At 76.3% G+C, this 12,630-nt stretch carries 6 protein-coding genes; all 6 read left to right on the top strand.

What is annotated here, in order from left to right; translation table 11 throughout:
* Positions 1 to 269: 269 nt before the first annotated feature.
* The 6 genes from ACFV3R_RS13375 to ACFV3R_RS13350 all read left to right on the top strand — a co-directional run bounded on the left by ACFV3R_RS13375 (position 270) and on the right by ACFV3R_RS13350 (position 12,461).
* The gene (locus ACFV3R_RS13375; protein WP_385580423.1) at positions 270 to 878 is read left to right on the top strand and encodes an MGMT family protein; all 609 of its coding nucleotides are present in this window, start codon (positions 270 to 272) and stop codon (positions 876 to 878) included.
* Between the two features lie 231 nt (positions 879 to 1,109).
* Positions 1,110 to 4,949: an ATP-dependent helicase gene (locus ACFV3R_RS13370; protein WP_385580420.1), complete on the top strand. Its 3,840-nt coding sequence runs from the start codon at positions 1,110 to 1,112 to the stop codon at positions 4,947 to 4,949.
* A 284-nt stretch (positions 4,950 to 5,233) separates the two neighbouring features.
* Entirely contained in the window at positions 5,234 to 9,214 is a 3,981-nt protein-coding gene (locus ACFV3R_RS13365) for a UvrD-helicase domain-containing protein (protein ID WP_385580417.1), read from the top strand.
* A gap of 332 nt (positions 9,215 to 9,546) precedes the next feature.
* Positions 9,547 to 10,947: a dipeptidase gene (locus ACFV3R_RS13360; RefSeq protein ID WP_385580415.1), complete on the top strand. Its 1,401-nt coding sequence runs from the start codon at positions 9,547 to 9,549 to the stop codon at positions 10,945 to 10,947.
* A 160-nt stretch (positions 10,948 to 11,107) separates the two neighbouring features.
* Positions 11,108 to 12,052 carry an NAD(+) diphosphatase gene (gene nudC / locus ACFV3R_RS13355; protein WP_385580412.1) on the top strand — a complete coding sequence of 315 codons (945 nt, stop codon included), beginning with the start codon at positions 11,108 to 11,110 and terminating at the stop codon, positions 12,050 to 12,052.
* A 151-nt stretch (positions 12,053 to 12,203) separates the two neighbouring features.
* Positions 12,204 to 12,461, top strand: coding sequence for a glutaredoxin domain-containing protein (locus tag ACFV3R_RS13350; protein ID WP_385580409.1), 258 nt, complete (start codon positions 12,204 to 12,206; stop codon positions 12,459 to 12,461).
* Positions 12,462 to 12,630 lie beyond the last annotated feature (169 nt).

Below are 12,630 nucleotides of genomic sequence, written 5' to 3'. Positions count from 1 at the left end.
AGCGTCGGCGGGTCGCCCGCCCCGCGCTGAGGCGCCGCGTCCGGGTGCTCCGCCGTCTCTCCGCGATCGCGTGTCACCAGTCACCGTCCGGAAGATGGTGGCATGGGTCGGTGGCGGGCGGAGGCATCAGGGTGCGGTTCGGTCATGATCACGGTCAAATGTCCCGCATTGTGCTGCCCGGTGTGCCCCTCACCACTGCCACCTGCGGCGTCGTGGCGGTCGCCCGGCCGTGTGACGCGCTGTCGGTGCCGTACGGCAAAATCGGGCGAATGACTGTGAAGGGCCGAGACAGCCGGGACGGTCGCACCCCATGGAGTGAACCGGCTCCCACCGCCGCGCCCGGCGCCCCGCGCACACCGGGCTCCCGCCCCCTCGCCGCGCAGGACCGCGCCGCTCCCCGCACGGCCTCGGCCGAGCTGCCCGACTTCGCCGAGCGGGTCCTGGCCGTCGCCGAACGCATCCCGCCCGGCCGCGTCATGACCTACGGCGACGTCGCCGCGTGGCTGCGGGAGGACGAGCCGCCGCGCGAGCCCGGCGCCGCCGGCCCTCCGGGCAGTGGCGGACCGCGACAGGTCGGCCGGGTCATGGCGTTGTACGGGGCTGCCGTCCCCTGGTGGCGCGTGGTCCGCTCCGACGGCCACCTGCTGCCCGGCAGCGAGGCCCGGGCCCTCAGCCACTACCGGGCCGAGGGCACCCCGCTGCGGCAGCCGGCGGCCCCCGGCGGGGAGCGGCCGGGACGTGCCGCCGCCCGCGAGGTCAGACTCGACATGCGGCGCGCCCGCTGGGACGGCGACCCGGCCGCCGGCCCGCACCGGGAACCGGACGGCGGGCCACCGGGCGGCAGCCCCCCGCCCGACCGGGGCGGCGCACCCGGCTGAGCGCGCCCGCGGCGGAGGCTCGCACCCGGCGCGCAGCGCCGCTCCGGCTGCGGGCGCCGCGCCGCCTGGCGTAGCGTCGGGGCGGCGTCGCGCACCTTCCGGCCGAGCGTGGCGCACCCGGACGGCGGTGCGGGCGGGCCGGGCCCCCGCCCCACCCGCGGGCCCGCCGCGGCCCGCCGCTCCCCGGCCCCCTGCCACCCACCCGTACCTCCTGCGAAACCGGCGATCCACGTGAGCTCCTCCTTCTCCGCCCCTCCCGCGACGCGCCCGGCACGTCGCGGCCCGGCGAGGTCGGACGGCTCCGGCCCCTACCGGCTGCTGCGCACCCCGCCCGCCCCACCACGCCGTCCTGACCTGGACGCCGCGCAGCGCCGGGTGGTTGAGCACGGTGGCGGACCGCTCCTGGTCCTGGCCGGCCCCGGCACGGGGAAGACCACCACCCTCGTGGAGGCCGTCACCCGCCGGGTACGGGCCGGCGCGGACCCCGAACGCCTCCTGGTCCTCACCTTCAGCCGCCGCGCCGCCGTCGAACTGCGCGACCGCATGGCCGCACGGCTGGCGGTGCCCGAGGACGCCCCGGCCGGCGCCCCCGCAGCCGGCGCGGCACCGCGCCCGCTCCTCGCCCCGCAGGCCACCACCTTCCACTCCTACTGCTACGCGCTCGTCCGCGCGCACCAGGACGCCGACCTCTTCGCCGACCCGCTGCGGCTGCTCTCCGGCCCGGAGCAGGACCTGGTGGTGCGCGAACTGCTCGCCGGGCAGGCCGCCTCGGCCGGCACGGGGAGCGCGGGCGTGCCCTGGCCCGAGGAGGTGCGGGCCTGCCTGACCACCCGCGGTTTCGCCGACGAGGTCCGCGCGGTCCTCGCCCGCAGCCGCGAACTGGGCCTGGGCCCCGAGGCGCTCGCCGCGTTCGCCCGCCGCACCGGACGCCCCGACTGGCAGGCCGCCGCCGGCTTCCTCGCCGAGTACCTCGACGTCCTCGACGCACAGGGCGTCCTGGACTACGCGGAACTGGTCCACCGCGCCGTGCTCCTCGCCGAGCGCCCCGAGGTGCGCGCCGACCTCACCCGCCGCTACGACGCCGTCTTCGTCGACGAGTACCAGGACACCGACGCCGCGCAGGTACGGCTGCTGCGGGCCCTCACCGGCAGGACCGGGCCGGGCCGCCGCACCGCACCGCCGGCCCCCCGCCGCGCGGCGGCCGCCCCGGGGCCCGCCCTGGTGGCCTTCGGCGACCCCGACCAGTCGATCTACGCCTTCCGCGGCGCCGACGTGGGCGGCATCCTGGAGTTCCCGCACACCTTCCCCCGCGCCGACGGCAGCCCCGCACCCGTCGCCGTGCTGCGCACCGGCCGCCGCTCCACGGCCACGCTCCTTGAGGCCACCCGGCTGCTCACCGCCCGCATGCCGCTCACCAGGCTGCCCGCCGACGCGGTACGCGCCCACCGTGACCTCACACCGGTGCGCCCGGGCGGCTCGGTCGAGGTGTACACCTACCCCACCGCCGGCGCCGAGCTGGAGAACCTCGCGGACCTCCTGAGGCGGGCCCACCTGGAGGACGGCGTTCCGTGGGGGGAGATGGCGGTGCTGGTGCGGGCCGGGGCCCGCGCCATCCCCGGGGTGCGTCGCGCGCTGACCACGGCAGGCGTGCCGCTGGACGTGGACGGTGACGACCTGCCGCTGCGCCTGGAGCCCGCCGTCGTCCCGCTGCTGACCGCGCTGCGGGTGGCCGCCCACGCCGCCCTGCCCGGCCACCGCGCCGGACCACCGGGCGCCCCGGAGCCCGCCGCTGACGCGTCCGGCCCCGCCCCCGCAGCGGAGCCGGCCACCGGCGCCGTCACCGCACCGGCCGCCGGGACCGGCCACCGGGCGGCCCCCGACTGGCTCGACGCCGAAACCGCCGCCACGCTGCTCGCCTCCCCGCTCGGCGGCGTCGACGCGGCCGACCTGCGCCGCCTGGGCCGGGCCCTGCGCGACGAGGAGCGTGCCGCCGGGCATGCCGTGCCGGCCCCCTCCGACGTCCTGCTCGCCCGGGCCCTCGCCGCCCCCGAACGCCTCGCCGTCCACGACTCCGCCGCCGCCCGCGCGGCCGGACGGCTGGGCAGGCTGCTCGGCGAGGCCCGCGCCCTGCTGGCCGCGGGCGGGACCGCCGAGCAGGCGCTGTGGTCCCTCTGGGACGGCACGCCCTGGCCCCAGCGCCTGGAACGGGCGGCCCGTCGCGGCGGGCCCGCGGGGCGCAACGCCGACCGCGACCTGGACGCGGTGCTCGCCCTGTTCGAGACGGCGGCGCGCGCCGAGGAGCGGGTCGGCGGGCGCGGCGCACTCAACTTCCTGGCCGAACTCGACGCGCAGGACATCGCCGCCGACACCCTCACCCGCCGGGTGCCGCGCCAGGACACGGTGCGGCTGATGACCGCGCACCGCGCCAAGGGACTGCAGTGGCGGCTCGTCGTCGTCGCCGGTGTCCAGGAGGGGCTCTGGCCCGACCTGCGCCGCCGCGGCTCCCTCCTGGAGGCCGACCGCATCGGCCGCGACGGTCTGGCGGAGCCGCTCACCCCCGGGGCGCTGCTGGCCGAGGAACGCCGGCTCTTCTACGTGGCGGCGACCCGCGCCCGGGAACGCCTCGTGGTCACCGCCGTCAAGGCACCCGCCGACGACGGCGACCAGCCCTCCCGTTTCCTCACCGAACTCGGCGTCGAGCCGCGCGAGGTCACCGGCCGGCCGCGCCGCCCGCTGGCCGTCTCCGCCCTCGTCGCCGAACTGCGCGCCACCACCGTCGACCCGGCGGCCTCCCCGGCGCTGCGCGAGGCCGCCGCCAGCCGCCTGGCCAAGCTGGCCGCGCTCCACGACGAGGGCCGCCCCCTGGTCCCCGCCGCCCACCCGCAGCGCTGGTGGGGGCTGCGCGAACCCACCCGCAACCCGGTGCCGGTACGTGACCCCGACCGGCCCCTCGCGCTCTCCGGCAGCGCCCTGGAACAGCTCGGCCGCACCTGCTCCCTCCAGTGGTTCCTCGGCCGCGAGGTGAAGGCCGACGCGCCCGCCACCGCCGCCCAGGGCTTCGGCAACGTGGTGCACGTGCTCGCCGACGAGGTCGCCTCCGGGCGTACCCCGGCCGACCTCGCGGTCCTCATGGAGCGGCTGGACACCGTCTGGGACGCCATGGCCTTCGACGCGCCCTGGAAGTCCCGTCAGGAGAAGGAGAACGCCCGCGCCGCCCTCGAACGCTTCCTGCGCTGGCACGTCATGGAGCGCGACACCCTGGGCAGGACCACCCTCGCCAGCGAGCTGCCCTTCGAGGTGACGCTCCGCGCCGGCCGCCAGGCACCCCCGCCCCCCACCGGTAGCGGACCCACCGACCGGAGCGGGGCCCCCGCCGCCCCAGCGGATTCCGGCACCGCGGCCTCGGACGACCGTTCCGGGGATGACCGTTACGGAGACGACGGTTCCGGAGATGACCGTTCCGGGGCCGGTGACGACACCGGGGGCGACGCTCTCCGGGAAGACACCTCCTGGCCGGGCGAGAGCGGCGGGCCGGGTGAGGGCGCCGGCCCGGTCGGTGAGGCCGAGCCAGGGGTCGAGATCCGTATCCGCGGCACCATGGACCGCGTCGAGGCGGACCCCGCGGGCCGCGCCTACGTCGTCGACTTCAAGACCGGCAAGGCCAAGCCCACCGGCCCGGAGGTGGCCCGCCACCCCCAGCTGGCCGTCTACCAGCTGGCCGTGCGGGAGGGGGCCGCGGACGAGGCATTCGGCGGGACCACCCCCGCGCTCGGCGGCGCCCAGCTCGTCCACCTCCGCCTGGGAGCCACCCGCAAGGAGGGCGGCGAAACCCTCCCGGCCGTCCAGACCCAGGAACCGCTGCCCGACGCCCGGCCCCCCGGCACACCTCCCGACGGGACGGAAGGGGACGGGGCCGGGACCGGCGGTGACTGGGTGGGCGAACTGCTGGCCACCGCCGCGGGACGGGTACTGGACGAGCGGTTCACCCCCACCACCGGCGCCCACTGCACCCACTGCGCCTTCCGCGGCGCCTGCTCGGCACAGCCCGAGGGGCGGCAGATCGTGGAGTGAGGCGAGGCGGGCGCCGGCGGGCGGGACGAGGCCCGCACCGGGCTGCGCACCCGCCCGCACCAGGCCGGGCCCGCTGCCGTCGGACCGGGCCCGTTGCCGTCGGATTGGGCCCGCGGCCCGTTCGGACGTGAGGCGGGCGCCCGCGCCGGCCGTCGGCCGGGGCCCCGAAGCCGCCCGTCAGCCGGGGCCCCGCGCAGGCTTCAGCCGAGGACCGCGCGCCGGCCGTGAGAGGCGTCACGACCACGGCCCGACCGGTTGTCGGTGGGTCCCGCTACCGTCGAGACGTGCCCACCCGCATCGACGATCCCGAGCAGCTCAAAGCGCTCCTCGGCATCCCCTTCACCCCCGAGCAGCTCGCGTGCGTCACCGCGCCGCCGGCGCCCCAGGTGATCGTGGCCGGAGCCGGGTCGGGCAAGACGACGGTGATGGCCGCCCGGGTCGTCTGGCTCGTCGGCACCGGACAGGTCCCGCCCGAGGGCGTCCTCGGCCTGACCTTCACCAACAAGGCGGCCGGCGAACTCGCCGAGCGGGTGCGCCGCGCGCTGGCCGCCGCCGGTGTCACCGACCCCGACCCGGCCCCCACCACGGCCGGCGGCGAGAGCGACCAGGTCCCCGGCGAGCCGCGCATCTCCACCTACCACGCCTTCGCGGGCCGGCTGCTGACCGACCACGGGCTGCGCATGGGCGTCGAGCCCAGCGCCCGACTGCTGGCCGACGCCACCCGCTACCAACTGGCCGCCCGTGTCCTGCGCACCGCGCCCGGCCCCTACCCCGCCCTGACCAGGTCGCTGCCCGCCCTGGTCGAGGACCTCCTCGCCCTCGACGCGGAACTCGCCGAGCACCTCGTCGACCCGGCGGACCTCCTCGCCCACGACACCGCCCTGCTGGCCGCCCTGGACGGCGCCCGCCTCAGCAACGCCGACCTTCGCAAGGTCCCCGAAGCAGCACGGGCCCGCAGGGAACTGGTCGACCTGGTCATCCGCTACCGCGCCGAGAAACGCCGTCGCGACCTCCTCGACTTCGGCGACCAGATCGCGATGTCCGCCACCCTCGCCACCGGGCACGCCGAGGTCGGCCGCATGCTGCGCGAGGAGTTTCCCGTCGTCCTCCTCGACGAGTACCAGGACACCTCCGTCGCCCAACGGCTCCTGCTCTCCGGCCTCTTCGGGGCGGGCGGGCCCGGCGGCGGCCAGGACGCCGGGCGGCGGCCCGCAGACCGCCACCCCGCCGGGAGCGGACCGCCCGGGCTGGGCCATGCCGTCACCGCGGTCGGCGACCCCTGCCAGGCCATCTACGGCTGGCGCGGGGCCTCCGTCGCCAACCTCGACGACTTCCCCCGCCACTTCCCCCACGCCGACGGCACCCCCGCCACCCGCCACTCCCTCAGCGAGAACCGCCGCAGCGGCGGCCGGCTCCTGGACCTCGCCAACCGGCTGGCCGCGCCGCTGCGCGCACTCCACGAGGGCGTCGAGGCGCTGCGCCCCGCGCCCGGCGCCGAACGCGACGGCGTCGTCCGCTGCGCCCTGCTGACCACCCACGCCGAGGAACTGCACTGGCTCGCCGACTCCGTCGCGCACCTGGTGCGCACCGGCACGCCCCCGGGCGAGATCGCCGTGCTCTGCCGTACCGCCGGTGACTTCGCCGCCCTCCAGGGCGCGCTGGTCGCCCGGGAGGTGCCGGTCGAGGTCGTGGGTCTCTCCGGCCTGCTGCACCTCCCCGAGGTCGCCGACCTCGTCGCCATGTGCGAGGTGCTCCAGGACCCCACCGCCAACGCGGCGCTGGTCCGCCTCCTGGTGGGGCCGCGTTGGCGCATCGGCCCCCGCGACCTCGCCCTCCTAGGCCGCCGAGCCCGCCTGTTGGTCCGGCCCGTCCCGCCGCCCGCCGCCGCCGAGGAGGACGCCGCCGACCTGCGCCTGGCCGAGGCCGTCGAGGGGGTGGACCCCTCCGAGGTGGTCTCCCTCGCCGACGCCATGGACACCTTCCTCGACACCGGCGGCGACCATGAGGACGACCTCCCCTTCTCCGCCGAGGCCCGCGTCCGCTTCGCCCACTTCGCCGGCGAACTGCGTGACCTGCGCCGTTCCCTCAGCGACCCGCTGATGGACGTCCTCCACCGGGTCCTGGCCACCACCGGCCTCGACGTCGAACTCGCCGCCTCGCCGCACGCCCTGGCCGCCCGCCGCCGCGAGACCCTCGGCAACTTCCTCGACATCGCCGCGGGGTTCGCCTCGTTGGACGGCGACGCGGGCCTCCTCGCCTTCCTCGGCTTCCTGCGCACCGCCAACCAGTACGAGAAGGGGCTGGACGGCTCACTGCCCGGGGGCGAGAACACCGTGAAGGTCCTCACCGCCCACAAGTCCAAGGGGCTGGAGTGGGACGTGGTGGCCGTGCCCGGGCTCGTCGACAAGCAGTTCCCCAGCGAGCAGAGCCGCGAGGCGTGGACCTCCCAGGCCAAGGTCCTGCCGCACGCCCTGCGCGGTGACGCCGCCACGCTGCCCGACGTCGAGGAGTGGGACTCCAAGGGACTGACCGCCTTCAAGGAGCGGATGAAGGACCACCAGCGCACCGAGGAACTCCGCCTGGGCTACGTGACCTTCACCCGCCCCCGCTCACTCCTCCTGGCCTCCGGTCACCGCTGGGGCCCGCACCAGAAGCGTCCTCGCGGACCGTCCGTCTTCCTGGAGGAGTTGCGCCGCCACTGCGAGGCGGGCCACGGCGAGGTCGAGGCGTGGGCCGAGGCACCGGAGGACGGAGCGGAGAACCCCGCCCTGACCGCAGCCGCCGAAGAACAGCCCTGGCCGCTTCCCCTGGACCCCGAGGCGACCGCCCGCCGACGCGAGGCCGCCGCCACCGTGCAACGCCACCTCGACACCCTCCTGGCCTCCGAGGCGGGCCGGGACCGGACCACCCCCGACCCGGCGACCACCAGCCCACCCACCCCGACCGCCGTCCCGGCCACGCCCGGCGAGGACCCGTACGGGGACGCGTTCGAAGACCTGGGGGAGGCCCCGCACGAGGATCCGTACGAGGTTCCGGACGAGGACGGGAGGCCGGACGCGGCTGGGGAGGACCTCGGTGACTGGGACTCCTGGAGCACCGGCCGCCCCGGGGAGGCGACGGAAGGGCGTCCGGACACCCCCCCGGGGCCCCGGGTACCGGCGGCACGCGCCGCCACCCCGCCCGGGTCCACCCCCACGACGCCCCTTGGCGAAGCGGCCTCTGACGACGCGCCCGCTGACGACGCACCCGCCGACGTGACCGCCCCCGACGTGATCGCGGACGACGTGACCGCCCCCGACGTGATCGCGGACGACGTGGCCGCCGCCGACGTGATCGCGGACGACGTGACCGCCGCCGACGGGACCGCAGACGGTGTGGCCGCCGCCGACGTGGCCGCCGGGTGCACCACCACCGAGGACGAGGGTGCGCCCGGGACGCTGCTCCCCGAGGAGCGGCGGACGGTGGCGGCGTGGGACCGGGACCTGGAGGCACTCGTGGGCGAGCTGCACCGCTCGCGGGTCACGGACCACGAGGTGCCGCTGCCCCACACCCTCAGCGCCTCACAGCTGCTGCGGCTGGCCGCCGACCCCGACGGTTTCGCCGCGGAGCTGGCCCGCCCCATGCCGCGTCCGCCCCAGCCCGCCGCCCGGCGCGGCACCCGCTTCCACGCCTGGGTGGAGTCCCGCTTCGAGGAGCTGCCGCTGCCCATGCTCGGCTACGAGGAACTCCCCGGCGCCGACCTGTACGACCTCTCCGGCCTTTCCGACCTGGGGGAGGAGGCCGTCTCCGCCGACCCGGACGGCCCCGCCGTGCTCGGCGGCGGGAGTGCCGCGGCCGGTGAGGACGGCGCGGGCGGCGCCGACGCCCTCCTGGGTCCCGCAGGCCGGGCCGCGGCCGAGGAACGCGAGTTGGACGAGCTCAAGGCCGCCTTCGAGCGCACTGACTACGCCCGGCGTACCCCGCACCGGGTGGAGGCGCCCTTCCAGATCACCCTGGCCGGACGTGTGGTCCGCGGACGCATCGACGCCGTGTACCGCACCACCGGACCGAACGGCGAGCGCTTCGAGATCGTCGACTGGAAGACGCACCGCGCCCCGAACGCCGACCCCCTCCAGCTCGCCGTCTACCGCCTGGCCTGGGCGGAGCAGCACGGCCTGGACCCGGAGGAGGTCATGGCGTCCTTCGTCTACGTCCGCAGCGGTGAGGTGGTGCGCCCCGCCCGCCTCCCCGGCCGCCCCGAGCTGGAACGCCTCCTCACCGGGTAGCCGACGTCCGACGCCGGGGCGCGGGCTGGGGGCCGGGGCCGGGAGCGAGGCGCCGGCCCGTGCCCCGGCCGTGCGAAGCCGGGTGCAGCGGAGCCGGGCGCGGTGAAGACGGGCACGGTGAAGAGGGGCACGGCGAAGACGGCGCGGCGAAGAAGGAAGGCGGAAGCCGACGGCCCCTGCGGTCCCGGCAGGTCCTCCGTGCCCCGTTCCGGCACCGGGGCGGCCCGGCTGCCGTCCCCCTTCCGCCTCCCGGGGTGGTTCCGCGGCACGTGCCACCGCACCCCGGCGGAGGCGACCTACGTCCACTCGCCCGCTCCCGATAGGCTCGGAGCATGAGCACCACCTCGGACGACGCCGTCCGCGCGTACGTCGCCGCCCACTACGAGGCGTTCCTCGACGACCTCGCGGACTGGTTGCGACTGCCCTCCGTCTCCGCCGACCCCGACCACGCACCGGACGTGCGCCGCAGCGCGGAGTGGCTGGCAGCGGCGCTGTCGGCGACGGGCTTCCCCACCACCGAGGTCTGGGAGACGCAGGGTGCGCCGGCGGTCTTCGCCGAGTGGCCCTGCGACGATCCCGCCGCGCCCACCGTGCTCGTCTACGGCCACCACGACGTCCAGCCGGCCCACCGGGACGACGGCTGGCGCACCGACCCCTTCGAACCCGTCGTCGACGCAGGTCGCCTCTACGGCAGGGGAGCGGCCGACGACAAGGGGCAGGTGCTCTTCCACACCCTCGGCATCCGTGCCCACCTGGCCGCGACCGGCCGCCGGGCCCCCGCCGTCCACCTGAAGATGATCGTCGAGGGCGAGGAGGAGTCCGGCTCGCCGCACTTCCCGGAGCTGCTCCGGGCGCACGCCGACAGGCTGGCCTGCGACGCCGTCATCGTCTCCGACACCGGCATGTGGTCCGAGGACACCCCGACGGTCTGCACCGGGATGCGCGGCCTCACCGACTGCCAGATCGACCTGCGCGGCCCCGACCAGGACATCCACTCCGGTTCCTTCGGCGGCGCCGTCCCGAACCCCGCGACCGAGGCCGCCCGGCTGGCAGCCGCCCTCCACGACGAGGACCGCCGGGTCGCCGTGCCGGGCTTCTACGAGGGCGTCGAGGAGCTGACCGCCGAGGAGCGCGCGCTCTTCGCCGAGCTTCCCTTCGACGAGAACCGGTGGCTGCGGACCGCCCACTCCCACGCCACGCTCGGCGAGGCGGGCTACACGACGCTGGAGCGGATCTGGGCCCGGCCCACCGCCGAGGTCAACGGTGTCTCCGGCGGCTACCAAGGGCCCGGCGGCAAGACCGTCGTCCCGTCCGCCGCGCAGCTCAAGCTCTCGTTCCGGCTCGTTGCCGGGCAGGACGCCGAGAAGGTGCAGCAGGCGGTCCGCGACTGGGTGGCGGCCCGCCTGCCCGCCGGCATCCGCCACGAGATCACGTTCTGGGGAGCCACCCGCCCCTGCCTGACGCCGCTGGACCACCCGGCGCTGCAGTCGGTGGTCCGGGCCATGGAACGTGCCTTCGGACAGCGCGTCCGGTTCACCCGCGAGGGTGGCAGCGGGCCCGCAGCCGACCTGCAGGACGTCCTGGGCGTCCCCGTCCTCTTCCTCGGCATCTCCGTCCCCTCCGACGGGTGGCATGCGCCGAACGAGAAGGTGGAGCTCGACCTGCTGGCGAAGGGCGCCGAGGCCGCCGCCCACCTGTGGAGCGACCTCGCGGCCACCTGGCACCCGGGATGACCGCGGGCGCCCCGTCCCCTCGGAGGCCCTCCGCAGTGAGCGACCCGGACAGGTCGCGGTGCCAGGCCGGCGACCGGCCGGGCACCGCGGAGGGGCTCCGCACAGTCCACCCGTCGTCGTGGCGGGAACACCGACGTCCTAGCGGGAGTTGGAAGCAGTAGTGACCACCCGGACCGATGACAGCGAGATGCAGCCGACGATCACCTTCGGCGGTGACGGCGGCATCGACCGCGCCGCCCACCACCGGCTCGACGAAGCCTGGTTGGCGGCTGCCTGGAGCCACCCCACCACCCGCGTCTTCGTGGTCTCCGGCGGGCAGGCGCTCATCGACGACACCCCGGACGGCCGCACCGAACTGGTCATGACGCCCTCGTTCGAGGCGCCGCTGACCGAGCAGCACCGCTACTTCCTCGGCCAGGACGCCGACGGGGTGCGCTACTTCGCCCTGCAGAAGGACTCCCTGCCGGGACGGATGGACCAGTCGGCGCGGCCGGCGAGCCTGCGCGAGGCGGGCCTGCTGCTGTCCGCACGGGACGCGTCACTGCTGGTGCACGCGGTGGCCCTGGAGAACTGGCAGCGTCTGCACCGCTTCTGCTCCCGCTGCGGGGAGCGCACCGTCATCGCGGCGGCCGGGCACATCCGACGCTGCCCCGCCTGCGGTGCCGAGCACTACCCCCGCACCGACCCGGCCGTGATCATGCTCGTCACCGACGAGAAGGACCGCGCGCTGCTGGGTCGGCAGGTCCACTGGCCGGAGGGACGGTTCTCCACTCTCGCCGGCTTCGTGGAGCCCGGCGAGCCCATCGAGCAGTCGGTGCGGCGGGAGGTCTTCGAGGAGGCCGGGGTCACCGTCGGGGAGGTCCGCTACGTCGCGAGCCAGCCGTGGCCGTTCCCCTCCAGCCTCATGCTCGGCTTCATGGCCCGCGCCGTCTCCTCGGAGATCCAGGTCGACGGCGAGGAGATCGAGGAGGCGCGCTGGTTCTCGCGCGAGGAACTCCGCGAGGCCGTCGAGAACGGTGACATGCTGCCCCCCTACGGCATCTCCATCGCCGCCCGCCTCATCGAGCTGTGGTTCGGCGGGCCCCTGCCCACGGGGAAGCGCTGAGCCGAGCGGCCCCGGCCGCGCCCCGTCCGGTCGGACCGGTGACGGGAATGGTCCGGGCGCCGGGGACGTTGTCCCGCTGTCACAGTCAGACGTAGGGCCGGTGAGACGCGACCGTGCGGATACGGCCGATCAGTAAAGGAGCACGGAGCTCATGGCGGGCACTGTCACGATGTACAGCACGACCTGGTGCGGCTACTGCCGTCGGCTGAAGGGCCAGATGGACCGTGAGGGCATCGGCTACAGCGAGATCAACATCGAGAACGACCCGGAGTCGGCGGCCTTCGTGGAGAAGGCCAACGGCGGTAACCAGACCGTGCCGACGGTCGTGGTCGTGCCTGCCTCCGGCGGCGAGGGCGTGACCATGACCAACCCGAGCCTGGCCCAGGTGAAGCAGGCCCTCGGCGTCTGAGGTCGCCCCGGCACGGTCCCTTCCCGGGACGCCGGAGCCTTCCCCACCCCGGTGCCCCCGGTCCCACGACGGCCCGGGGGCTCCGTCGCGGACACGGGCGGGCGAGGCCCGGGGGCACCGGCGCGGTTGCGGGCGGACGACGGCCCGGGGCACGGCCGTCTGCCTGACG

This window comes from Streptomyces sp. NPDC059740 (genome assembly GCF_042733155.1).
Taxonomy (GTDB): Bacteria; Actinomycetota; Actinomycetes; order Streptomycetales; family Streptomycetaceae; genus Streptomyces.
This window is presented reverse-complemented; position numbering and strand designations above follow the sequence as displayed.

Excerpts from the sequence above, each read along its gene's own strand:
- ACFV3R_RS13375 (WP_385580423.1), top strand. The coding sequence starts at position 270 with ATGACTGTGAAGGGCCGAGACAGCCGGGACGGTCGCACCCCATGGAGT.
- ACFV3R_RS13360 (WP_385580415.1), top strand. The coding sequence starts at position 9,547 with ATGAGCACCACCTCGGACGACGCCGTCCGCGCGTACGTCGCCGCCCAC.
- ACFV3R_RS13350 (WP_385580409.1), top strand. The coding sequence starts at position 12,204 with ATGGCGGGCACTGTCACGATGTACAGCACGACCTGGTGCGGCTACTGC.